Genomic DNA, 23,034 nt, shown 5'->3' with positions numbered 1-23,034 from the left:
GTCCCTCGGTAAATGGTCGTGCCCGCTGGGCCTTACCGTACCGGAGGGCGATCACTCCACGTCGATCCGCTGTCCACCGGACGGCCCGTCGTCCCCGTCCTCGTCCCGGCGGTCGGCGGGACGGGAGGCGGGACGGTCCCCGGAACGGTCGGTGGAGCGGTCCTCGCCCGCGGTCCAGCGGCCCTCCTGGGAGCGCACCGCCGAGCGGTAGGCGGCGAGCAGTTCGGAACCGGCGGCGGCCAGGTGGCGGAAGACCTCCGGGTTGCGTTCGACGACCGGCTCCACGGCCGCCCTGGCCTGCCGGACGACCTGCTCCGCGGCCCCCAGGATCTGCGCCTGGCCCTGCAGCGAGGACAGCCGGTCGGCGACCGCGGAGGCCAGCTTGCGCAGCTCCTCGGCGGGCGAACCGGTGTCGTCGGCCGGCCCGCGGCGCTCGCGGTGGCGTTCGCGCTCCGCCCGCAGGTCCTCGGCGCAGGCCTCGGCCCAGGCGTCGGAGTCGCTGATGTGTCCCTCGGGCTTCTCGGTCATCGGCGAACCCTTCCTCCGCGGCGTCCCGCTTCCTCGCGGCCCGGACACTCCCGACGTTACCGGAACGGCCCCGCCGGCATCAGCGCCCGCCGGAAGAGCGGGGCCAGAGCCCGGGGTCCGGCACGAAACGGACGTGGAGCTCGCCCTCGCGCAGCGCCGCCCCGGACACCGCGCAGCGGCGCAGCGCCGCGGGCAGGGGCAGGGCGCGGCGGAAGCCGCCCGCGGCGAGCAGCAGCTCGTCGCCGCGGCGGACCAGGTCGAGTTCCTCGCGGACGGCGCCGGGCAGCGGGATCCGCCACACCAGCGTGCCGTCCTCGGCCGTCCGGTCCTCCACCGGCCGCTCCGCACGGGGCGCGGACGCCGCGGGGTCCACGCCCGGCACGCCGAGGGCGGTCAGGTCGTCGGCGCCGCGCGGATCACGGCCCAGGTGCGGGACCTCCCGGACGGGGAGGGTCTGCGCCCACTCGTCCAGCGCCTTGCGCTGCTGGGCGCCGAGCACCGCCAGCCAGGTGTCGGGGGACGAGCCCGGCACCACCCGGTTGGCCAGCAGCGCCTCGGGACGGTGGCCGTGCAGGGCGAGCCCGAGCACCGCGGCGCGCACCGCGTCGACGGCGCCCGGTCCGGGCTCGGCGGTGAGCCGCACCGAGGCCCGGTCCAGCAGGGCCTCGACCTCGGCGAGTTCGTCCTCGCGGCGGGCGGCGGAGTCGTAGAGCCAGTCGGCCGGCAGGGGGACGCCGGCCAGCCGCCCCAGCAGCGGCCGCAGGGCGCGGGCGGCCTGGCGTTCGGGCGGCAGGAGCCGGCGCAGGTAGCGGCGGAGCTCGCCCGGCAGGGCCAGCAGCGCCAGGGCGTCCGGCGCCGCCGGGAGGTCGGCGACCAGCACGTCGTGGGCCCCGGAGCGGGCCGCGTCGCGCAGCTCCCGCAGCAGCCCGAGCTCTCGGGCGCCGGGCAGCGGGGTGAGCTCGTCCCGTTCCAGCGGGCGGGCCCCCAGCAGGTCCAGGGCGGAGGAGGAGCGTTCCTGCAGCGCGGCCAGCGCGTCCCGGAACCCCTCCGCGGGGTCGGGCACGCGCACGGCCGGCCCGGGGACCCCGGCGGGCAGCAGCCCGGCCGGCAGCGCCCGGTCGGCGGTGAGCAGCAGGACGCGGTGGCCCTCCCGGGCGGCGCGCAGCGCGGTGGCCGCGGCGAGGGTGGTCCGGCCGGAACCGCCGGGCCCGGTGATCAGTACGGTCCGCATGAGCGGGGGACGCCCCGGTTCCTAGGCCGCCCGCGCCTCGACGCGCTTCTTCAGACCGGCCAGCGCCCGGTCGATGATGACCTTCTCGGCCTTGCGCTTGATCATCCCCAGCATGGGGATCTTGACGTCCACGGTGAGGGTGTAGGTGACCTCGGTGGTGCCGTCCCCGCGGTCCCGCAGGGCGTAGGTGCCGTCCAGCGACCGCAGCATCTGCGACTTCACCAGGGTCCAGGAGACCTCGTGGTCGCCCTTCCAGGTGTAGGCCAGGGTCTGGTCGTCCTTGATCGCGCCGGCGTCCATCACCAGCCGGACCTGCTCCGCGCGGCCCCGGTCGTCGGTGGCGACCACCTCCGCCTCCTTCACCTCACCGGTCCACTCGGGGTAGCGGGCGAAGTCGGCGATCACCTCCATCACTGCGGCCGGTGCGGCCCCGATCGTGATGTTCGAGCTGGTGTGTTCCGCCATCGCCGTAGCTCCTCCAGATCCGGTCCGGCAGGTCTGCGGATGCAGGCTATCGCGCGCCGGGCACCGCTCCGGAGCCGCGTCGCGACCGGGGCTCAGAACTCCAGCGCCCAGGGCTTCCCCCTGCTCGCGAAGTGACCGACGTTGACGCACTCGGTGGACCCGACGCGCATCCGCTGCCGCAGCGGCTGGTGCACGTGGCCGAAGAGCGAGTACCGCGGCCGGGTGCGCCGGATCACGTCCAGCAGGGCGCGGCTGCCGCGCTCGAAGCGGCGGGCCACGGTGTCGTAGACCAGGTCGGGGACCTCCGGCGGGATGTGCGTGCACAGCACGTCCACCTCACCCACGGCGGCCAGCTTCGCCTCGTACTCCTCGTCGGTGATCTCGAACGGCGTCCGCATCGGGGTGCGCAGGCCGCCGCCGACGAAGCCGAAGGTCCAGCCGCCGATCTCCACCCGCTGCCCGTCCAGGACGGTGGTGCCCTCCCGCGCGTACTCGGGCCACAGCCGGGGGATGTCGACGTTGCCGTACGTGGCGTACGTCGGGGCGGGCATCGCCGCGAACATCTCGGCGTACTGCCGGCGCACCGCCCGCTCGATCAGCACCGACCGCTCCTCGCCCCGGGCCGCCCACAGCCCGGCCTGGAACTCGCGCGCCTCGTCGAACCGGCGGGCCGTGCGCAGCTCCACGATGCGGTCCGCGTTCTCGACGCCGAAGAGGTCCGGGAAGATGCCGCGGGAGTGGTCGGCGTAGTCGAGGAACAGGACCAGGTCGCCGAGGCAGATCAGCGCGTCCGCGCCGTCCTTGGCCCTCGCCAGATCGCGCGCGTTGCCGTGCACGTCGCTGACCACATGGACGCGGGTTCCGGGGCGGGCCGCCCGATCACGCAGGGGTTTCACTGCCATGCCGAGGAAGCGTAGGCGTGTGGTGCAACCGTGAACAGAGGCGTCGGACCTGCGGTTACTCTGGCTTACCGAGAATGGCGTGGACTACTGTGCGCAATGGAACACCAGTCGTGTGACGCGGCGAACATCCGACCCGGACGCCCTTCCGGAGCGAACCTACCCAGGGGTAACGTCCAGTCGGTCCCGTAGTGCCAGGTCCAGGGCGGACCATGTCCGTACCCGGCCGGGCACGCGCCCAAGCCATGGACCGCACCGTCGCATCCACACAACGTCGTGGCGTCGGCGCCAATGAGGAGCAGCAGTCTTGCGCGAGTTCAGCCTTCCGGCTCTGTACGAAGTCCCCGCGGACGGCAATCTGACCGACCTGGTCCGCAGAAACGCCGCGCAGCACCCCCGGACCGCGGTCATCGCCCGCAAGGACGCCTCGGGCGCCTGGCAGGACGTCACCGCCGAGCGGTTCCTCGCCGAGGTCAACGCCGCCGCCAAGGGCCTGATCGGCGCGGGCGTCCAGCCCGGCGACCGGGTGGCGCTCATCTCCCGCACCCGCTACGAGTGGGCGCTGCTGGACTTCGCCATCTGGAGCGCGGGCGCGGTGACCGTGCCGGTCTACGAGACCAGCTCCCCCGAGCAGATCGAGTGGATACTCGGTGACGCCGGCGCCACCGCCGTGATCGTCGAGACCCCGCTGCACGCCGCCGGCGTCGAGCAGGTCCGGGCCGGGCTCCCCGCCCTCAAGCACGTCTGGCAGCTCGACGACGGCGCCCTCGACGAGCTCGGCCGCCTCGGCCAGGACGTCTCCGACGACACCCTCGACGAGCGCGGCCGCTCCGCCAAGGCCGACGACCCGGCCACCATCGTCTACACCTCCGGCACCACCGGCCGCCCCAAGGGCTGCGTCCTCACCCACCGCAACTGGTTCGCGGAGGCGGGCAACGCCGTCGAGCGCCTGGGCCCGCTCTTCGAGACCGGCCGCTGCTCCGTGCTGCTGTTCCTCCCGCTCGCCCACGTCTTCGGCCGGCTCGTCGAGATCGCGTCGATGCTCGCGCCGATCCGCCTGGGCATGGTCCCGGACATCAAGAACCTCACCGACGAGCTGGCCTCGTTCCGCCCGACGCTGATCCTCGGCGTCCCGCGGGTCTTCGAGAAGGTCTACAACTCCGCCCGCGCCAAGGCCCAGGCCGACGGCAAGGGCAAGATCTTCGACAAGGCCGCCGCCACGGCGATCGCCTACAGCCGCGCCCTGGACGAGCCCGCGGGCCCCTCCTTCGGGCTGCGCGTCAAGCACAAGATCTTCGACAAGCTGGTCTTCAGCAAGCTGCGCGCCGTCCTCGGCGGGCGCGGCGAGTACGCGGTCTCCGGCGGCGCGCCGCTGGGCGAGCGGCTCGGCCACTTCTTCCGCGGCATCGGCTTCACCATCCTCGAGGGCTACGGCCTCACCGAGTCCGCCGCGGCGACCGCCTTCAACCCGTGGGACAAGCAGAAGATCGGCACGGTCGGCCAGCCGCTGCCCGGCTCCGTCGTCCGCATCGCCGACGACGGCGAGGTCCTGCTCCACGGCGAGCACATCTTCACCGGTTACTGGAACAACCCGGCGGCCACCGAGGAGGCGCTGGAGGACGGCTGGTTCCACACCGGCGACCTCGGCACCCTCGACGAGGACGGCTACCTGCGGATCACCGGCCGCAAGAAGGAGATCATCGTCACCGCCGGCGGCAAGAACGTCGCCCCCGCGGTGATCGAGGACCGGATCCGGGCCCACGCGCTGGTCGCGGAGTGCATGGTGGTCGGCGACGGGCGGCCGTTCGTGGGCGCGCTGGTCACGCTGGACGAGGAGTTCCTCGGCCGCTGGTGCGCGGAGCACGGCAAGCCGGCGGGGACCACGCCGACGGACCTGCGGGACGACGCGGACCTGCTGGCGACCATCCAGTCCGCGGTGGACGACGGCAACGCGGCGGTGTCCAAGGCGGAGTCGGTGCGGAAGTTCCGCGTCCTGACGGGGCAGTTCACGGAGGAGTCCGGGCACCTCACGCCGTCGCTGAAGCTGAAGCGGAATGTCGTCGCGAAGGACTTCGCGGACGAGATCGAGGCGCTCTACCAGCGCTGACGTCGACGCCGCGCGGCGCACGCGAAGGGGCCCGGGTCGACCTGACCCGGGCCCCTTCGCGTGCGCGGGGCATGCGTACGTACCCGTCTGCTGCGCGGGGTGGAGCGAGCCGCCGGCCGCGCAAGGCGCCGCCCTGCGCCCGCCCGTGCCGCCCCCTGGACGGCCCAGCCGCCCGTGGGAAGGGCGGGAACGGCCCGCGGGCCGTCGAAGGGGACCCTCAGACGACCGCGCCGCGGCCCGGGTCGTCGGAGTCGTCGGCGTCGGGATCCATGCGGAGCACCAGCGCCGCCGCCCCGCCCAGGAACCCGCCCACGCACACCGTGGTGAGCCACCAGGACATGTGCCACCCCAGCAGCACGGCGAACAGCAGCAGCACCGGCCCGCCGATCACACCGAGCCACGCGAACCTCGCCGTCGGGTCCGACTCCGGAAGCGGCGGCGGCTCCGGCGGCACGAAGTGGTCCTCCTCCTCCGGCGGGTCCGCGAGCTCGAAGTCCCGCGGCCCGGCCGGCGGCGCCGTCGCCGTGGCCCCCGCGCCCACGCCGGGCGCGAACGTGACCGAGCCGCCCAGCGGCCGGGCCTCCGGCTCCGGGTCCGGCTCGGCGCCCTCCGGCCCCGCCGCGCCCCCGGCGCCCGCGGATCCGTCGGCCGCCGGCGGCTCCACGCCCGCGTCCGGCAGCGCCAGGTCCTCCACCGGGCGGAACGGTCTCGTCCCCGGCGGGTCGGCCGGCTCGTCGCCGTAGGAGGCGACGATCGCCTCCCACGCCGCCTTCTCGTCGAAGGCGGGCAGGTCGGGGTCCTGCTCGCGCTCCGGATCCTGTCCCGTGCCGTTCTCAGCCAACGGAAGCCGCCCCCTCACGGTCGCCGTCCGCCTCCGGCGCCAGCCGCTCGACGAACGACAGGCTCGCCGCGAAGATCCGCTCCGCGTCGTTGTCCAGCGTCGCCACGTGGTAGCTGTCCTCCAGCAGGACCTCCGTGGTGTCCACCGAGGAGACCCGGGACAGGATCCGCGCCGAGTCGGCCGGGGCCACCACGTGGTCGACGGCGCTGTGCAGGAGCAGCAGCGGCTGCGTCACCTGCGGCAGCTCGCGGTCCAGGGTCCGCAGGAAGACCGCCAGCGAGTACGCGGCGTGCAGCGGCACCTTGGCGTACCCGAGCTCGGTGACGCCGTCCTTCCTGATGTCGCCCGTCAGCCCCTTGGTGGTGGGCACCAGGTGACGCACCGCGGGGAGCACCCGGGCGGCCGCGCCGTGCACCCTGTTCACCGGGTTGACCAGCACCAGTCCGCTCACCGCGTCGCCGTGCCTCGCCGCCAGGCGCAGGGCGAGGGCGCCGCCCATCGACAGACCGCAGACGAAGACCTTCGAGCAGCGCGCGGTGAGCTCCCGCAGCGCGCGGTCGACCTCGGCGTACCAGTCCTGCCAGCCGGTGACCTGCAGGTCCTCCCAGCGGGTGCCGTGCCCCGGCAGCAGCGGCAGGGAGACGGTGAGGCCGTGTCCGGCCAGGTACTCGGCCCACGGGCGCATCGACTGCGGCGAACCGGTGAAGCCGTGACAGAGCAGGACGCCGATCTCCCCGCCCTCGTGGCGGAACGGCTCGGCTCCGGGAAGGACCGGCACCTTCGGTCTCCTCGTGACTGGGCCGTGCCGGCGGGTACCCGCACGGCACAGAGGTGGAGTGGGTACTTCACCGTACGCGACCGTGCCTGCACCGGCCAGGGGCGTCGAGCGTTTGCCGCGGCCTCGGGATAAGGTTCGGACCCGATGCACAGGAGGGCAGTCGGGTGATCTACGAAATAATGAAGGTGATCATCGGGGCACCGGTGAAGCTCACGTTCAGACCTTGGGTCGAGGGGCTGGAGAACATTCCGGCCGACGGTCCCGCGATCCTCGCGAGCAACCACCTGTCCTTCTCGGACTCCATCTTCCTGCCCGTGATGCTCGACCGGAAGGTCACCTTCATCGCCAAGGCGGAGTACTTCACCACCCCGGGCGTCAAGGGACGTCTGACGGCCGCCTTCATGCGGGGCGTCGGCCAGCTCCCGGTGGACCGCGAGGGCGGCCGCTCGGCCGGCGAGGCCGCGATCCGCAGCGGCATCAAGGTCATCGAGAACGGCGGGCTCTTCGGCATCTACCCCGAGGGCACCCGTTCGCCCGACGGCCGCCTCTACCGCGGCAAGCCCGGCGGCCTGGCCCGCGTCGCGCTGGCCACCGGCGCCCCGGTGATCCCGGTCGCCATGCTCGACACCGAGAAGATCCAGCCGCCCGGCAAGGCCATGCCCAAGATCATGCGCCCGGGCATCCGGATCGGCAAGCCGCTCGACTTCAGCCGCTACCAGGGCATGGACAACGACCGCTACGTGCTCCGGGCCGTGACCGACGAGGTCATGTACGAGCTGATGAAGCTGTCCGGCCAGGAGTACGTCGACATGTACGCCACCGCCGCCAAGCGCCAGCTCGCCGAGGCGGCCAAGGCCGCGAAGGCCGCCGCGCGCGCCGAGGCGACCGCGGGCGCCGGCCGGACGCCTCAGGGGAGCTGACCCCCCGGCGCGGGCCCGCGCCGGGGACGGGGGAGAAGGGGAACGGGGGAGGGCCGTGGACGGGAGACCGCGCGGCAGGATGTCGGTCGAGCAGCCGCTGTGGCGTGCGCTGACCGCCTACCGGGTGCTGACCATGCTGTACGCCGTCGGCCTGTTCGCCTCGGCGTACGACCACTTCGTGCGGCCGCAGATCGCCGTGGGCTACTACGCCGTCCTGGTGGTGTGGACGCTGGCCACCGTGCGGAAGGTCGCCGACGCCCGCAGCTGCACCAAGGGCTTCCTGGGCATCGACCTGACGATCGCGGTCGTCGGCATCCTGCTCACCCCGCTGGCCGACTCCGCCGCCCGGATCCACGCCGGCGGGCCCACCCTGCCGTCGATCTGGACGGCCGGCTCGGTGCTCGCCTTCGCCGTCAAGGGAGGCTGGCGCTGGGCGGCCTTCGCCTCCACCCTGGTGGCCGCCGCCAACCTGGTGGAGCGCGGCGCCCCCACCCGCGACACCGTGCACAACGTGATCCTGGTGTGGGTCGCCGCCATCGCCATCGGCTACGTCGTCGAGGTGGCCCGCGCGTCCGAGCGGACGCTGGCCCGCGCCCTGGAGATCGAGGCCGCCACCCGGGAGCGCGAGCGGCTGGCCCGCGACATCCACGACGGCGTCCTCCAGGTCCTCGCCATGATCCGGCGGCGGGCCGCCGACGCCGCCGGCGCCGATGCGGCGTCCGGAGGCGCGTCCGGCGGCGCGTCCGGCGGCGCGGACACCGCCGAGCTCGTGCGGCTGGCCGGCGAGCAGGAGTCGGCGCTGCGCGCGCTGATATCCCGCGGCCTGCCCGGCCCTCGGGCCTCCGGCGGCCCCGGTGGCGCGGGCGAGGAGGGCGAGGAGCGGCAGGACGGCCCCGTCGACCTGCGCACCCTGCTCGCCCGGCACGCCACCGGCCCCCGGATCGCCCTGGCCGAACCGGGCACCCCGGTGGAGCTGCCCGGCCACGTGGCCCGCGAGGTGGCCGCGGCGGTGGGCGCCGCGCTGGACAACGTCCGGGCGCACGCGGGCGAGGAGGCCCGGGCGTGGATCCTGCTCGAGGACGAACCGGACCAGGTGATCGTCACCGTCCGCGACGACGGCCCCGGCATCCCCGCGGGCCGGCTCCAGGCCGCCGAGAGCGAGGGGCGGCTGGGCGTCGCCCAGTCGATCGTCGGCAGGCTGCGTGACCTCGGCGGCACCGCCGAGCTGTTCTCGGTCCCCGGCCAGGGCGCCGAGGTCGAGTTGAGGGTCCCGAAGGCCTGAGGGCCGCCACGAGCGGCGGGCGAGGCCCCCGGGAAGAGCCCACGGGAAGAGCCGACGATAAGAGCCGAGGAGAACGACACGATGGGGGAGAGCCCGGTGAAGGTGATGGTGGTCGACGACCACCCGATGTGGCGGGACGCCGTCGCCCGGGACCTGGCCGGAGCCGGGTTCGAGGTGGTGGCCACCGCCGGCGACGGCGAACAGGCCGTGCGGCGGGCCCGTGCGGTCCGCCCCGACGTGCTGGTCCTCGACCTCAACCTGCCGCTGAAGCCCGGCGTGGCGGTCTGCCGCGAACTGGTCGGCGCCGACCCCTCGCTGCGGGTGCTGGTGCTCTCGGCCAGCGGCGAGCACGCCGACGTGCTGGAGGCCGTGAAGTCCGGCGCCACCGGCTACCTGGTGAAGTCCGCCTCCACCGAGGAGCTCCTGGACGCCGTCCGGCGCACCGCCGTCGGCGAGGCCGTGTTCACCCCCGGCCTCGCCGGACTGGTGCTCGGCGAGTACCGCCGGCTCGCCTCCGGGCCCGCCCAGCCGGCGCCCGCCGCGCCCGCGCCCCGGCTCACCGAGCGGGAGACCGAGGTGCTGCGCCTGGTCGCCAAGGGACTGTCGTACAAGCAGATCGCGGAACGGCTGGTGATCTCCCACCGGACGGTGCAGAACCACGTCCAGAACACCCTCGGCAAGCTGCAGCTCCACAACCGGGTCGAGCTGGTCCGGTACGCCATCGAGACCGGCCTCGACGAGGACTGACCCCGAGGACCGCCCCCACCCGCGAGGGCCTTCCGGCCCGGCCGCACGGGCCGTGCGGCCACTCGCGGCCGGGCCGCACCCCTCGTAGGGTCGGCTCCATGGAGATCCTCGCGTTCGGTGTCCAGCACGACGAGAAACCGCTCCTGGAGCAGGCGTTCGCCGCCACGGTGACCCCGCTGGGGCACGAGCTGCGCTGCCTGGACGTCAACCTGGACGCGGACACCGCCGCGCTCGCCCTCGGCCACGAGGTGGTGGTCACCCCGGTCAACGCGGTGCTCGACCACCAGGTGCTGCAGACCCTCGCGGTGGGCGGGACCGGGCTGATCGCCCAGCGCTCCACCGGCTTCAACAACATCGACCTTCCGGTGGCCGAACGCCTGGGCATGACCGTGGCGCGGGTCGTCTCGTACTCGCCGCACTCGGTCGCCGAGCACGCCTGGTCGCTGGCCCTGGCGCTCAACCGGCGGATCGCCCGCGCCTCCCGCCGCACCCGTGACTTCGACTTCCGCATCAGCGGCCTGATGGGCCGTGACCTGCACGGCCGCACCGCAGGGGTGATCGGCACCGGCAAGATCGGCGCGGCCTTCGCCCGGATCGCGCACGGCTTCGGCATGCGGCTGCTGGGCTGGGACATCGCCGAGAACCCCGAGTGCGTGGACCTCGGCATGACGTACGTCCCGACCGCCGAGCTGCTGGCCCGGGCCGACGTCGTCACCCTGCACGTGCCGCTCACCCCGCAGACCCAGCACCTCATCGGCGCGGACTCGCTGCGGCTGATGAAGGACGACGCGATCCTGGTGAACACCAGCCGCGGCGGTCTGGTCGACACCGCCGCGCTCGTCGCCGAACTGCGGGCCGGCCGGTTCACCGGCGTGGGCCTGGACGTCTACGAGGCGGAGGAGGGCCTGTTCTTCCTCGACAAGTCGCTGGAGACCGTCGACGACGACACCCTGGCCCGGCTGGTCACCTTCCCGAACGTCCTGGTCACCGCCCACCAGGCCTACTACACCTCCGACGCGGTGGCGCAGATCTCCCGCACCACCGCGTCCAACGTGGCGGACTACCTGGCCGGCCGCCGCTCGGAGAACGTGCTGGTCCCCAGGCCGCCGGCCTGACCCCGCGCCAGCCCTTCGAGCAGGCCGCGCACGACCTCGATGCCGCGCACCGTGAGCACCGACTCCGGGTGGAACTGCACACCGGCGAAGCCCGGCCCGCGCAGCGCGTGCACCTCGCCGTCCTCGCTCCGGCCCACCTCCACGGCGTGCGCCGCCAGCTCCAGCGCCGTCCCGTCGTCGCAGCGGGCGACGAAGCTGTTGTAGAAGCCGACCGTCTCCGGCCGCCCGAACAGGTCCACCGTGGTCTGCGCGCCCTGGTACGGCACCTGCTTGCGGACGATCTCCAGGCCCAGCTCGGCGGCGATCAGCTCGTGGCCCAGGCAGACGCCCAGCACCCCGTGCCGGTGACCGCCTCCGTGCGCCCCTCCGGGCACCTCTCCGTGCGCGCGGAGCACCTCGGCCGCCAGACCGCGCAGGAACCGCATCCGCGGGTCCGCCGCGTCCCCCGGGTCGCCGGGACCGGGGCCGAGCACCACCGGACCCTCGTGGGCAAGCACCGCCTCGCGCAGCCCCGGCTCGTCGAAGCGGCGCACCGTCACCGCCAGGCCGAGGGAGCGCAGCAGATGGGCCAGCATCGCGGTGAAGGTGTCCTCGGCGTCCACCACCAGGGCGTGCCCGCCGAGCGCCCCGGCCTCCTCCGCCCGGTCGTGCATCCGCAGCCAGAACGGCGCCAGGTCCGCCCGCCGGGCGTCCAGCGCGGCCCGCACCCGCGGGTCGTCCGCCAGTCGCGGAGCCGCCCGCTCCTCGCGGGGGCGGCCCGGCCGGACCCCCAGCGCGGCCAGCACACCGGCCGCCTTGGCGTGCGTCTCCGCCACCTCGCCCGCCGGGTCGGAGCCGCGCACCAGCGTCGCCCCCACGCCCACCCGCAGCTCGCCGCCGGCGGAGACGTCCGCGGTGCGGATCAGGATCGGGGAGTCCAGGGTCTGCGCCCCGCCCGCGTCCCGCCCCAGCAGCGCCAGCGCGCCCGCGTAGTAGCCGCGCCCGTCCCGCTCGTGCCGCTCGATCACCCGGCAGGCGTTCTGCACGGGCGACCCGGTCACGGTGGCGGCGAACATGGTCTCCCGCAGCACCTCGCGGGCGTCCAGGGTGGAGCGGCCGCGCAGCTCGTACTCGGTGTGCGCCAGGTGCGCCATCTCCTTCAGCCGCGGCCCGACCACCACACCGCCCATGTCGCCGACCGTGCACATCATCTTGAGCTCCTCGTCCACCACCATGGAGAGCTCCTCGGTCTCCTTGGCGCTGTCCAGGAACCCCAGCAGGTCCTCCGGCGTCGGCCCGCCGGCCGGGTAGCGGTAGGTGCCGCTGATCGGGTTCATCACCACGGCCTGCCCCGACATCCGCACGTGCACCTCCGGGCTCGCCCCGACCAGCGTGCGGTCCCCGGTGTGCACCACGAACGTCCAGTACGCGCCCCGCTCGCCCACCAGCAGCCGCCGGAACAGGGCCAGCGCGTCCGCCGCGCCGAACCCGTCGATCCGGCCGCGGTAGGTGCGGCGGATCACGAAGTTCGCGCCCTCGCCGCGCCCGATCTCCTCCCGCAGCACCCGCTCCACGGTGGCCGCGTACGAGGCGTCGTCCTGGTCGAAGCCGCCGTCCTCGACCCGCACCTCGTGCGCGGGCAGCTGCGCCAGCGCCTCGGCGAGGGGGATCTCGTACGACTCCTCGGGGGTCAGCGCCAGCAGCGGCGTGCCGTCGTCGCGGACGTCGAAGCCGCGCTCGCGGATCTGCCGGAACGGCACCAGGGCCAGCGCCCGGTCCGGCAGCTCGGCCAGCTTCCCGTACTCGGCGACCGGGCCGACCAGCAGCTCGACGAGATCCTGGTCACGGCCAGGGGTGCGGCGGCGCAGCAGGGCGAACGGGCGTCCGTCGCCGGGCAGCAGCGAGAGGTCCATGCGGGGTCTCCTCCGGGTGAGTGGTCTCGGTGGGGAGGAGCGGCCCGGTCGCGGAAACACCGAAGGCCGCCCCTCGGGCGGCCTTCGCGAAGTGTGGGTACGCGCAGTCAGTGGGCCGCCGAGGGAGCGGTCCACCACCAGTCGGTGCTGTGAGCGTGCGCGAACATGCGGCGAACAGTACCGCAGCGTGGCGGCGGGTGTACGCGGTACGGACGGTGCGTCCCACAGTGTGGGCTTTTCGGCCGCGCCGGGGAAGGCACCCCTTACTCTTGCTGGCGTGACCGTGAACCTTGAGAGCCCCGCCGCCTTCGTGCCCACCTGGAGTGACCTGCCCGCTGCCCAGCAGCCGGAGTATCCCGACCAGGAAGCCCTGCGCAAGGTCGTCACGGAGCTCGAGAGCTACCCGCCGCTGGTCTTCGCCGGCGAGTGCGACCAGCTGAAGGCCCGCATGGCGGCCGTCGCCAAGGGCGAGGCGTTCCTCCTGCAGGGCGGCGACTGCGCGGAGGCCTTCGACGGCGTCTCCGCCGACCACATCCGCAACAAGCTCAAGACGCTGCTCCAGATGGGGGCCGTCCTGACCTACGCCGCCTCCGTGCCGGTCGTGAAGGTGGGCCGCATCGCCGGCCAGTACTCCAAGCCGCGCTCCAAGCCGATGGAGACCCGCGACGGAGTGACCCTGCCGGTGTACCGCGGCGACTCGGTGAACGGTTTCGAGTTCACCGAGGCCTCCCGGATCCCCGACCCGGAGCGGCTGAAGCGGATGTACCACGCCTCGGCCTCCACGCTGAACCTGGTGCGCGCCTTCACCACCGGCGGCTACGCCGACCTGCGGCAGGTGCACGCCTGGAACCAGGACTTCGTGAAGTCGTCCCCCTCCGGCCAGCGCTACGAGCAGCTCGCCCGGGAGATCGACAACGCGCTGAACTTCATGCGGGCCTGCGGCACGGACCCCGAGGAGTTCAAGACCGTCGAGTTCTTCGCCTCCCACGAGGCGCTGCTGATGGACTACGAGACCGCCCTCACCCGGGTGGACTCCCGCACCGGCAAGCTCTACGACGTCTCCGGCCACATGGTCTGGATCGGTGAGCGGACCCGGCAGATGGACCACGCGCACATCGAGTTCGCGTCGAAGATCCAGAACCCGATCGGCATCAAGCTGGGCCCCACGACGACGGCCGAGGAGGCGCTGCAGTACATCGAGCGCCTCGACCCGGACCGCGAGCCGGGCCGGCTGACCTTCATCGTCCGGATGGGCGCGGACAAGATCCGCGACAAGCTCCCCGAGCTGGTCGAGAAGGTCACCGCCTCCGGCGCGACGGTCGCCTGGGTGACCGACCCCATGCACGGCAACACCTTCGAGGCGGCCTCCGGCCACAAGACCCGCCGCTTCGACGACGTGCTCGACGAGGTCAAGGGCTTCTTCGAGGTCCACAAGGAGCTCGGCACCCACCCCGGCGGCATCCACGTGGAGCTCACCGGCGACGACGTCACCGAGTGCGTGGGCGGCGGCGACGAGATCTTCGTCGACGACCTCCACCAGCGCTACGAGACCGCCTGCGACCCCCGCCTCAACCGCAGCCAGTCGCTGGACCTGGCGTTCCTGGTGGCGGAGATGTACCGCTCGCAGTGACGCACCGGCACTGACCTGAGGATGGGGCGCGGATCACAGGGATCCGCGCCCCATCGGTCTTCCCGGGCGGTACGGGGTGGGTTAGGTTAGGTTTGCCTCACCAAGCGGAACCGTCGGTTCCGGGCGAGGCGTCCCAGCGATCCCAGCGATCCCAGTGATCCCAGTGAACGATCCGGTCCCAGGACGGGGGTGAACCTTCGTGTACGTGTGCAGCTGCTTCGGCGTGACCGAGGAGCAGGTGAAGCGCCACGCGGAGGCCGGTGCGTGCACCCCCCGCCAGATCGCCTCCGCCTGCAAGGCCGGCACCGACTGCGGCGGCTGCGTCAAGCGGATCCAGGCCCTGCTGGGCCGGGGCGCCTGCCCGCGCCGCGAGCTCATCGACACGGGCCGCCCCGCCGAGGCGCTGGCCCTCCCGGCCGACGGCGTCGAGGTGCTGCCCGGCGCGGGGACGGCGCCGCGCGCACTCCCCGACGCCGCCTGAGCCTGCTCGACCGCGACCGCGGCCCGGGCGCTCAGCCGGCGGACGCGTCCGGCTGCGTCTGCTCGATCACCGTCGACAGGTACAGCGACTCGCCCAGCTTCTCGATCAGCTCGAGCTGCGTGTCGAGGTAGTCGATGTGGTGCTCCTCGTCGGCCAGGATCGCCTCGAAGATGTTCGCCGAGGTGATGTCGTTCTTCGCCCGCATCACCTCGATGCCGCGCCGCAGCCGGTCGATGGCCTCCACCTCCACCTGCTTGTCCGCCTCGAACATCTCGGTGACCGTCTGCCCCACACGGACGTGGAAGAGCCGCTGGTAGTTGGGCAGCGCGTCCAGCATCAGGATGCGCTCGGTGAGCACCTCCGCGTGCCGCATCTCGTCGAACGACTCCGCGCGGGTGTACCGGGCCAGCTTGGTCCAGCCCTTGTGGTCCTGCAGCTTGGAGTGCAGGAAGTACTGGTTGATCGCCGTCAGCTCGGCGGTCAGCTGCTCGTTGAGGAACTCGATGACCTCGGGGTCGCCCTGCATGCGGCGGGTCCTTCCGTACGCGGATCGATGTGACTGCTCGTGCGACTGCTGCGCCCGCATGATGGCAACCAGGCGTCGCCACGTCCAGTAAGTGCACACTTACCCGACTTGTTCCCGATCTGTTCCTTTTTGGCCCCCTGTCGGTCGAGGCGGTTCCTCCGGCCCGGAACGGGTCTGTCAGGATGGACGCATGGGTCAGCCGGAGGAACACGCGTCCGGGGAAGCGGCACAGCCGGGACTTCCCCCGGGGCAGCGACTGCAGCGCGGCTGGCCGGTCACCCACTACGGGCCGGTGCCGCGGTTCCGGCCCGAGCGGTGGGAGTTCCAGGTGTTCGGCGCCACCGCCGACGGCGGCAAGCGCTCCTGGAACCACGCCGAGTTCGGCGCCCTCCCGCGTTCCACGGTCGTCGCCGACCTGCACTGCGTGACCCGGTTCAGCATGCTCGGCGCCGAGTGGAGCGGCGTGCCCGCCCGCGTCGTCCTGGAGGCCGCGCCGCCCGCGCCCGAGGTCACCCATGTGATGGTGTGGGCCGAGTACGGCTTCAGCTCCAACATGCGGCTGTCGGACTTCGCCGCGGAGCACACCATCTTCGCCACCCACAAGGACGGCGAACTCCTCACCGCCGAGCACGGCTTCCCGCTCCGGCTGATCGTGCCGCACCTGTACGCGTGGAAGGGCCCCAAATGGGTCCGCGCCGTCGAGTACATGACCACCGACCGGCGCGGTTTCTGGGAGGAACGGGGCTACCACAACATCGGCGACCCCTGGCGCGAACAGCGCTACTCCTACCAGGAGGAGCCGGGCGAGGGCCCGGACCTGTAGGGCTCGGCCCCTTTACGGCTGCCGCTGTTCCCGCAGCTTCTTGAGGCGCTCCACGTCGGCCGCGTGCCCCTCCTTGCCGCCCGGCGTCTCGATCACCAGCGGCACGCCCTCGGTCGCCGGGTGCCGCAGCAGCTCCCCGAACGGGTCCTCGCCGATGTGCCCCTCGCCGATGTTGGCGTGCCGGTCCTTGTGCGCGCCGACGACGTCCTTGGAGTCGTTCGCGTGGATCAGCTTCAGCCGGCCCGGGCCGACCGTCGCCACCAGCTCGTCCAGCGTCCGCCGCATGCCGTGCGGGCCGGTCAGGTCGTGCCCGGCGGCGAAGATGTGGCAGGTGTCCAGGCAGATCCCCAGCTTCGGGTGGGCGTCCAGCGCCTCGAAGTACGGCCCGAAGTCCTCGGCGCGCGAGCAGAGGGAGAAGCCCTGGCCGGCCGTCGACTCGATCAGCAGGAACGGGTCGTCCTCGTGCGTCAGCTCGTCCAGCAGCGGCAGCATGTACTCCCGCACCTGCCGGAGGGCCACGGAACGGTGCCGGCCCCCGGTCGCGCTCCCGGTGTGCACGACGACCCCCAGCGCCCCGATCTCCCGCCCCCGCCGCAGCGAGTGCCGCAGCGACTCCACCGACCGCTCCACCGTGGCCTCGGTGTGCGACCCGAAGTTGATCAAGTAGGGGGCGTGCACGTACGCGGGTATGGATTCCTCCGCGCAGGCGGCGCGGAAGGCCTCGTCCTGCGCGGGGTTGCCGGTGGGGGTGGCCCAGCCGCGGGGGTTGGCGACGAAGACCTGCACGGTCTCGGCCGCCAGCTCCCTGGCGTAGGCGAGGCCGACGGTGCTGAGACCCCCGGCCACGGGGACGTGGCCCCCGACGGGGTTGCGCTGCGCGAACTTCACCTGTCCAGGGTGCCACGCCAACGGCGGTACCTGTCCGGTTGCCCCCGTCCCTTCGCCTCTCTCTCAGTCCGTCGCCCTGGGACGGCCGCTCCCGGCGCCTTCCGACCCCGGCCCCGGTTCTGCCGAACAGGTGACCCGGTCCGCGTCGCAACCCCGGTCGCGAGTCGGTTCCGCACCGCCTGAACCGAGCGAAGTCTCTCGGCCGTATCGGCCGGGCTGCGCAGCAACTCGGTGAGGGCCGATTCGCCTCTTGCTGCGCGAAGACATTCAGCGCGGAGAGGTCGGAGTGCGTCCGAGAACTCCGTGCGCCGGCTCACGCACCTCTGCGAACATCCCCGAATGGCGCCCAGTCTCGAATCGCTGGTCATCCGGCACACCCACCGCCTCCCCTGCCACAAGGATTCAACCGAAGAAGGAGCCACCGCCGCTCGGCAGTTCGACGCGGCGCTGACATCCGTGGGCTTCGAGCTCTCGGCGGAGCTGCTGGAGCGGCTGTCGGGGCTGTCCGAGGACGCGGTGGTGTACACCGCCAGGCGGACGCTGCGCACCGGCTGCCTGACCGGCAGCGGATCCCACGGCGACTGGTTCACGAACTGCTGCAGAGCCTGCATGTTCCCGTCCGGCAGCCGCTCGGCCATCGGCTGGACCGACTTGCGCCGGCCGTCCAGCATCAGGCCCCGCAGACAACACTCGCCCCACCGCCGCTGATCCCGCCGCGGCAACGACCCCAACACATCGGCAACGAACCCCGCCAACTCACCTCGGAGCCGTTCCACTTCCCCAGCTTCACCCAGGAAGGCTGCCCACCACCAGGCGAGATCACCCCACGTAACGAAGCACTACTAACGGATGTCGGTGAACTGACGGCAGGTCCAACGATGTGCACGGCTTTGCTCGCTCGCCCTCGCATCGGCGTGAGTGCCGCGATCAGTAGGTGGTCAGATAGACGCGGGTACGGCCCTGGGCTTCTGCGCCGAGCTGGATCTCGACGACCTGGAGGTGGTCGCGCCTCGTGTCCCTGATGCACGGCGGACAGACTTGGGCCTCACGGACGCCCGGAACATCCTGAGGTGCCTTGATCCCGAGGTGCTTGAAGCCGTCACCGCTCAGTGGATCATCGCCGAGCATGGGCTCCAGCGGGGTTTCGAGCCGCAGGTCCTCCGCGATGGCTTCTGCGGTCTTCTCCTCGGTCACGAAGGAGAGGAGGTGCAGGTCCTCCTGCGGTTGTACCTGGAGGGCACTCTTCACCTCGGTTGCCCCCGGGGGTATGCGGATCGCCATGTGCGCCGCGGTCTTCTGGGGGCCGTCGCCCTTTTCCCAGTACGGGTAGGTGACACGCTTTACCTGGACGTCCGCCGGGGAGGGCGTACAGGCGGCGAACAGCAGGCTGCCCGCCAACGTCAACAAGGCGCTCCACGTGCGATGGTTCCGCAGCTTCATCGGTTCTCCTCGTCTCCCCGGGAGCCATCCGCGCGCGTACCCTCGCGTCCCGGGTCGCTGGGCGTGAGGCCAGAAAGGTCGTGGCTGTCGAGGTCGTAGGTGTAGACGGTGCTGCTGCCCATCATGTCGAATTCACGGGCGATGCCGACCTTGTGCAAGCGCCCCATGTCCTTGTCCTCGATGGTGATGCCGCCTGGAAATGTGGTCGCCTTGCCGTTGTCCCAGTTGTAGCGATCCCACATGTTCACTTGATAGTCGAGCGAGACGTTCGGGGGCCTACCGTCTGAGCCTGGTGTCACGGTGACGACGCCGCTGACGTTCTGCATGTGGGAGCCGATGGCGTGGAACCACTCGTCGCTCTTCAACGTCTCGCCCCGGCCGGTGCTCTCAACAGGAACCGCTATGGGCTTGTCCCCTCCTGATCGGTAGAACTCCTCAAGCGCCTGTTGACGCCAAGATTGCTGGTGGTGTGCCAGGTGGTTCTGCTCGATCTCATCGCGCAGGCCGGCGTCGTCATGCAGCATCCGGTTGACGTCCAAGCACAGGGTCTCGCCGGTTCCGTCCAGGTAGTGGAGCATGTTGCGTGACGCCCCGACCTCGCCCTTGATATCCCCTGCTGTCGCGATAGCCAGGGCCAGGGCGTGGAGGCGTACATCCCGCGGGGTCACCTCTTCGACACCCCAGGGGCCAGATCCTACGTCCGGTGTCTTCCAGTCGTACAACGGTGCTGTGACCCCGGCGGCCAGCAGTTCCTCGGCGCGCTCCTGCCAGAGGATGCCGCGCGTCACCGGATCGAGGTCGCGCCACCATTCCGCGACGGCCCGCTTCCCTTCCGGCATGTTGGCGGCCTTACCGGCCTCCTCGAGTGATGGGTACGGGTTGGGCTGGGGGTGCCGGTTGAAACCGTCGATCGTGCCGTCCATGGGATCGGAGTCACGGGTGATCGACTGAAGCATCAGGCGGATGCCGTCGTCCGCGTCGGAGACGGCCTTGACCGCGTCCTTGATGCGCGCCTCCCACTCCTCGGCCTTGGCGCGGGCGATCTCCTGGAACTCCGGGTCGTGGACGTAGGCGGTGCGCTCTCCGCGGGTCAACTGTGATGTGTCGAAGGTGACGGTCCCTCGGTCCGAGACGCGCATGCCGTCCTTGATGGCGTCGGCCCGGACGGCCTCGACGCGGGCGCGAAGATCAACGAGCTGGGTGTGGGCCTGGCGCAGCAACGAACCCATGGCCTTGGCCTCGCTCTGTGCTCCAGCGATCTCCTCCAGCGTCACGGTGAAACGGTCGTGCCCCGCCGTGGCGCTGGCTCCGGTCCATGCCTCGCCGAGTGAGATGCCGTGCACGTCACGCCCGTAGAGCGTGCCGAGCGTCCGGAACTTGCTGCTCATCTCCTCCCACTTCTCGGCTGCGGCGGTGAGTGCGGACAAGTTGGTGGTCATCACTTCGTGATAGGTAGGCATGCGTCCCCCGTGGACCGTGTGTGCCCGGCGAATCAGTACTGGTCGATGGCCGACGGCCGGGACATCTGCCCTGCGATGTCCAACTCGGTGTCATGGAAGACGACGGTGGTGTCGCGCAACGCCTTGCTCTCGGCGTCGAGGCGATCAAGCAGGGACTTGACCTGCCGCCCCCAGGTCCGACGGACCTTGTCCAGGGCGGACGACGTCTCCCAGCCGTCGCCGTCCTTGGCGGCGAACTCCTTCACCGCGGAGACCGTGGCCTCCGTGGCGTGCTTGCCGTCCCGCAGCGCACCCGGCAGGAGCACCTCGTCGATCGCCTTTGCCGCGGCCTTCTTCTGCGCTGGGCTGGAGGCAAGGTCGGGGGCCGCGCCGCCTCCGCCGGCGGGGGCGAGCTGGTTCAGCCGCATCCTGTCGGCGGTTGTCGCCACATCAGCCTTGGTGCGTTCCCATTCGTCCCACGCCACGTGCCCACTCCCGTTGTCACCAGCCGACCACGTGAACCTATGGGGAGAGGGGCATCCACGACAGCTAAGACTCGGTCATTTGTTCTGTCTGGTAGGGGTGTGACTGGCCTGGGGCTGGTTGTAACCGAAGCGCCCCGGACGCCGGTCACCTGTTGTCCGGGCCCGGCCTTCCCCCGCGGGATGCGAGTTGGGCCGGGGCCTGGTCCTGGTGACCGTCCAGGCCTCGGGAACTCGGGGTCAGACGTCCGCGCCCTCCGGGACCCGTCGGCGCCGCGTGGTCGGCCGCGGGTCCAGGTGGGTGATGACGTGCTGGTGGAAGCGGTCGACGGCCTCGTCGACGCTGCGGATGAAGCCGGACTCGGCGCTGCCGCGGCCGTTGCCCATGCTCTTCGCGAGTGAGAGGCGGAACCCGGTGATCCGCGCGCCGTTGCCCGGCAGGAGGTCGCCGGGCTCGGGGCGTAGGCGTTCGAGGGTGCTGCGGGGGCCCGGGGTGTCGCCGTCGAGGAGGGTTTCGATGTGGAGGTCGGCGGGGGCTTCGGCGAGCTGCTTGACCAGGCGCTTGGCGCGGGCGAGGGGGTAGCCCTGTTCGTCGGACGGCAGGGCCATCGAGGTGCGCAGCTTCGCGGTGCGGAGGTCGGCGGTGACGGCCAGGACGCCCGGGGTTCCGTCGATGCGGAGTTCCGCGTGGAGCCGGCCCTTGACGCAGAGGTCGTCGGCGAGGGCGGCACGCCGGCCGTCCGGGTCGACGCCGCGCTTGGCCCGCTGCACCGGCAGCACCTTCTGGCCGAGTTCGCCGCCCAGGCGGAGGCAGATCTGCCGGATGAGGCGTTCCCAGCTCTCGACGACGGCGACGGCGCGGCTGTCGCCGGCCACCAGCGTCTCGTCGTCGATGCCCTTGCGCACGGGCACCCACGCGGGGCCCATGTTCTGGAAGCCGTGGCAGCCGGAGTTCTCGTTCCGGAGGTAGTGGAGGAGTTCCTGGAGGAGCCAGGCGTGGGCGGCGTTGACGACGCCTTCGTGGCGGATGAGCATCTGCGCCTGGTGCGCGACCTCCGTCCACGAGAGGTGCCAGAGGGCGACCTTGTTCTTCCTGCGCCGGTCGATCTTCACCTCGACGACCGGGGGGCCGTCCAGGGCGACGTCGTTGGACAGGGTGATCACGGCCTCGTAGCCGCGGCGGGCGGCGATGTCCGCGTAGGCCTGGACCTGCTCGGGCCTGAGCGGGTTGCCGTTGGTCTTGGTCTCCACCAGCGCGGTCCAGATCCGGCCCGCGCGCTCGACGCGGATGACGCCGTCGGGGCGCCTGGGGGTCTCGCCGTGCGGCAGGGTGACCTCGGTGAAGGTCTCCGTCCGGCCGGCCGGGGCGCCGAAGGCGGCGGTGAGCCTGCGGCCGAACTCCGGGACCTGCGCCATCACCGAGAGCAGCACGGACGTCGCGCGCATCTCGCGTTCGCGGTCGCTCTTCACGGAGGACGCGGGGAACAGGCGGGACTGCTGCCAGTTCTCGTTCTCCGCGAGCGACTTGCGCATTGTCTCGGGGATGGTGACCTTGCGCTTCGCCGTCCGCGGGCGGCGCGTCACGACCGGCTTCGCCGCGGAGGCGGTCGAGGCGGTCGACGCAGTCGGGACGGTGGACGCGGTCGAGGCGGTGGACGCGGTCGGGACGGTGGACGCGGTCGAGGCGGTGGACGCGGTCGGGACGGTGGACGCGGCGGGGGCGGTCTCGGGGGGCGAGGCCGGGGCGGCCGGCTCGTCGGTGCGCTGGGCGGGGAGCGGAGCGGCGTCGGCCCCAGGGGCGGCTGCGGGCGCCGTGCGCGCGGCGGTGGTGACGTCCACGGGTGCGTCGGAGAGCCGCACCGGCTCCTCGGAGTCGTCCTCCGGGCTGTCGTCGACGTCGATGCCGAAGTCGGTGGCCAGGCCGCCGAGGCCCGTCTCGTAGCCCTGGCCGATGGCGCGGAACTTCCACTCGCCGCCCCGCCGGTACAGCTCGCCGAAGAGGAACGCGCTCTCGACGCTCGCGTCGGGGATGGAGAAACCGAGCAGCGGCTCGCCCGCCCGGTCGGCGATCGTCAGCCGCAGGTCGTCCAGATCGCCGAAGCGGGCACCCTCGTACCGGCTGGCGGCGACGACGATGCGTTCCACCCGCTCCGGGACGGCCGTGAGGTCCAGGCTGATGCGGTCCTCGCTGCCGTCGCCCTTGGGTGTCTTGCCGAGCAGCTGGACGCTGCCGTCCGGGGCGGCCTGGTGGTTGTAGAAGAAGAAGTCCTGGTCGCCGCCGACCTTGCCGTTCTCGTCCAGGAGCAGCACCGACACGTCGGCGTCGCCGTCCCCGGACGTGCTGCACCAGCCGAGGCTGACCACGACGGAGCCGGTGTCCTCGCTGAGCGAGGAGAGTGCGACGTTGGCGCCCTTGATCATTTCGTGCATGAGTGGTCCCCCCACGTACTGGCCGGCGCGGGTGTCTCCCCCTGATCCGTGCCGACCCGTTGGCACACACGGCGTCCCCACGCCGTGCCG

General features: G+C 72.2%; 21 protein-coding genes and 2 pseudogenes. 9 read left to right on the top strand and 14 right to left on the bottom strand.

Going from position 1 to position 23,034, the window contains the following annotated elements:
* Positions 1-51: 51 nt before the first annotated feature.
* The 4 genes from ABZ836_RS03120 to ABZ836_RS03105 form a co-directional block, all read right to left on the bottom strand.
* Positions 52-528 carry a DUF5304 family protein gene (locus ABZ836_RS03120; RefSeq protein WP_356130747.1) on the bottom strand — a complete coding sequence of 159 codons (477 nt, stop codon included), beginning with the start codon at positions 526-528 and terminating at the stop codon, positions 52-54.
* Positions 529-607: 79 nt separating this feature from the next.
* Entirely contained in the window at positions 608-1,759 is a 1,152-nt protein-coding gene (locus ABZ836_RS03115) for an ArsA-related P-loop ATPase (RefSeq protein WP_361138718.1), read from the bottom strand.
* Positions 1,760-1,780: 21 nt separating this feature from the next.
* Positions 1,781-2,224 (bottom strand): SRPBCC family protein, encoded by a 444-nt coding sequence (locus ABZ836_RS03110; RefSeq protein WP_356130751.1) that lies wholly within the window; start codon positions 2,222-2,224, stop codon positions 1,781-1,783.
* A 92-nt stretch (positions 2,225-2,316) separates the two neighbouring features.
* Positions 2,317-3,126, bottom strand: a complete 810-nt coding sequence (locus ABZ836_RS03105; RefSeq protein WP_356130753.1) for a metallophosphoesterase — start codon at positions 3,124-3,126, stop codon at positions 2,317-2,319.
* A gap of 304 nt (positions 3,127-3,430) precedes the next feature.
* Between ABZ836_RS03105 and ABZ836_RS03100 the strand changes: the two genes are divergently transcribed.
* Positions 3,431-5,230: an AMP-dependent synthetase/ligase gene (locus ABZ836_RS03100; RefSeq protein WP_356130755.1), complete on the top strand. Its 1,800-nt coding sequence runs from the start codon at positions 3,431-3,433 to the stop codon at positions 5,228-5,230.
* Between the two features lie 217 nt (positions 5,231-5,447).
* Here the strand turns inward: ABZ836_RS03100 and ABZ836_RS03095 are convergent, their stop codons facing one another.
* Positions 5,448-6,071: a hypothetical protein gene (locus ABZ836_RS03095; protein WP_356130756.1), complete on the bottom strand. Its 624-nt coding sequence runs from the start codon at positions 6,069-6,071 to the stop codon at positions 5,448-5,450.
* Entirely contained in the window at positions 6,064-6,849 is a 786-nt protein-coding gene (locus ABZ836_RS03090; protein WP_356130758.1) for an alpha/beta fold hydrolase, read from the bottom strand. The genes ABZ836_RS03095 and ABZ836_RS03090 overlap by 8 nt, the downstream gene beginning before the upstream one ends.
* A 167-nt stretch (positions 6,850-7,016) precedes the next feature.
* Here ABZ836_RS03090 and ABZ836_RS03085 point away from each other — a divergent pair, with 167 nt between their 5' ends.
* The 4 genes from ABZ836_RS03085 to ABZ836_RS03070 all read left to right on the top strand — a co-directional run bounded on the left by ABZ836_RS03085 (position 7,017) and on the right by ABZ836_RS03070 (position 10,913).
* Positions 7,017-7,769 carry a lysophospholipid acyltransferase family protein gene (locus ABZ836_RS03085; RefSeq protein ID WP_356131109.1) on the top strand — a complete coding sequence of 251 codons (753 nt, stop codon included), beginning with the start codon at positions 7,017-7,019 and terminating at the stop codon, positions 7,767-7,769.
* Between the two features lie 79 nt (positions 7,770-7,848).
* A complete protein-coding gene (locus ABZ836_RS03080; protein WP_356130760.1) occupies positions 7,849-9,051 on the top strand; it encodes a DUF5931 domain-containing protein in 1,203 nt (400 codons plus the stop codon).
* An 81-nt stretch (positions 9,052-9,132) separates the two neighbouring features.
* Entirely contained in the window at positions 9,133-9,798 is a 666-nt protein-coding gene (locus ABZ836_RS03075) for a response regulator transcription factor (protein WP_361138712.1), read from the top strand.
* Positions 9,799-9,896: 98 nt separating this feature from the next.
* On the top strand, positions 9,897-10,913 hold the full coding sequence (locus tag ABZ836_RS03070; protein WP_356130764.1) for a 2-hydroxyacid dehydrogenase: 1,017 nt from the start codon (positions 9,897-9,899) through the stop codon (positions 10,911-10,913).
* On the opposite strand, the gene ABZ836_RS03065 is transcribed toward ABZ836_RS03070, so the two are convergent.
* Positions 10,859-12,805 carry an anthranilate synthase family protein gene (locus tag ABZ836_RS03065; RefSeq protein WP_361138709.1) on the bottom strand — a complete coding sequence of 649 codons (1,947 nt, stop codon included), beginning with the start codon at positions 12,803-12,805 and terminating at the stop codon, positions 10,859-10,861. The two genes, ABZ836_RS03070 and ABZ836_RS03065, sit on opposite strands and share 55 nt — an antisense overlap.
* 277 nt (positions 12,806-13,082) lie before the next feature.
* Between ABZ836_RS03065 and ABZ836_RS03060 the strand changes: the two genes are divergently transcribed.
* Both ABZ836_RS03060 and ABZ836_RS03055 read left to right on the top strand, forming a co-directional pair.
* Positions 13,083-14,435, top strand: a complete 1,353-nt coding sequence (locus ABZ836_RS03060; RefSeq protein ID WP_356130768.1) for a class II 3-deoxy-7-phosphoheptulonate synthase — start codon at positions 13,083-13,085, stop codon at positions 14,433-14,435.
* Between the two features lie 199 nt (positions 14,436-14,634).
* Positions 14,635-14,916, top strand: coding sequence for a (2Fe-2S)-binding protein (locus tag ABZ836_RS03055; protein ID WP_356130770.1), 282 nt, complete (start codon positions 14,635-14,637; stop codon positions 14,914-14,916).
* 31 nt (positions 14,917-14,947) lie between these two features.
* Here the strand turns inward: ABZ836_RS03055 and bfr are convergent, their stop codons facing one another.
* Positions 14,948-15,442, bottom strand: a complete 495-nt coding sequence (gene bfr / locus ABZ836_RS03050) for a bacterioferritin (RefSeq protein WP_356130772.1) — start codon at positions 15,440-15,442, stop codon at positions 14,948-14,950.
* A gap of 190 nt (positions 15,443-15,632) precedes the next feature.
* Here bfr and ABZ836_RS03045 point away from each other — a divergent pair, with 190 nt between their 5' ends.
* Complete coding sequence (locus ABZ836_RS03045) at positions 15,633-16,265, top strand: sulfite oxidase-like oxidoreductase (RefSeq protein WP_356130774.1); 633 nt, start codon at positions 15,633-15,635, stop codon at positions 16,263-16,265.
* Between the two features lie 12 nt (positions 16,266-16,277).
* Here ABZ836_RS03045 and ABZ836_RS03040 read toward each other — a convergent pair whose 3' ends face one another.
* Positions 16,278-17,153, bottom strand: a complete 876-nt coding sequence (locus ABZ836_RS03040; RefSeq protein ID WP_356130776.1) for a deoxyribonuclease IV — start codon at positions 17,151-17,153, stop codon at positions 16,278-16,280.
* Positions 17,154-17,492: 339 nt separating this feature from the next.
* Here ABZ836_RS03040 and ABZ836_RS03035 point away from each other — a divergent pair.
* Positions 17,493-17,702: pseudogene (locus ABZ836_RS03035) on the top strand (hypothetical protein); the annotation flags it as partial.
* Here ABZ836_RS03035 and ABZ836_RS03030 read toward each other — a convergent pair.
* The 5 genes and pseudogenes from ABZ836_RS03030 to ABZ836_RS03010 all read right to left on the bottom strand — a co-directional run.
* A pseudogene (locus ABZ836_RS03030) lies at positions 17,699-17,887 on the bottom strand (transposase); the annotation flags it as partial. The pseudogenes ABZ836_RS03035 and ABZ836_RS03030 sit on opposite strands and share 4 nt — an antisense overlap.
* A gap of 193 nt (positions 17,888-18,080) precedes the next feature.
* Positions 18,081-18,593 (bottom strand): hypothetical protein, encoded by a 513-nt coding sequence (locus ABZ836_RS03025; protein WP_356130777.1) that lies wholly within the window; start codon positions 18,591-18,593, stop codon positions 18,081-18,083.
* Positions 18,590-20,032, bottom strand: a complete 1,443-nt coding sequence (locus tag ABZ836_RS03020) for a hypothetical protein (protein WP_361138704.1) — start codon at positions 20,030-20,032, stop codon at positions 18,590-18,592. Before ABZ836_RS03020 ends, ABZ836_RS03025 begins: the two co-directional genes overlap by 4 nt.
* 53 nt (positions 20,033-20,085) lie before the next feature.
* Positions 20,086-20,517, bottom strand: coding sequence for a hypothetical protein (locus ABZ836_RS03015; RefSeq protein ID WP_356130781.1), 432 nt, complete (start codon positions 20,515-20,517; stop codon positions 20,086-20,088).
* Between the two features lie 237 nt (positions 20,518-20,754).
* On the bottom strand, positions 20,755-22,935 hold the full coding sequence (locus ABZ836_RS03010; RefSeq protein WP_361139329.1) for a TerD family protein: 2,181 nt from the start codon (positions 22,933-22,935) through the stop codon (positions 20,755-20,757).
* Between the last annotated feature and the right edge of the window lie 99 nt (positions 22,936-23,034).

The organism is Streptomyces sp. NPDC047130 (genome assembly GCF_040643475.1).
GTDB lineage: Bacteria > Actinomycetota > Actinomycetes > Streptomycetales > Streptomycetaceae > Streptomyces.
This window is presented reverse-complemented; position numbering and strand designations above follow the sequence as displayed.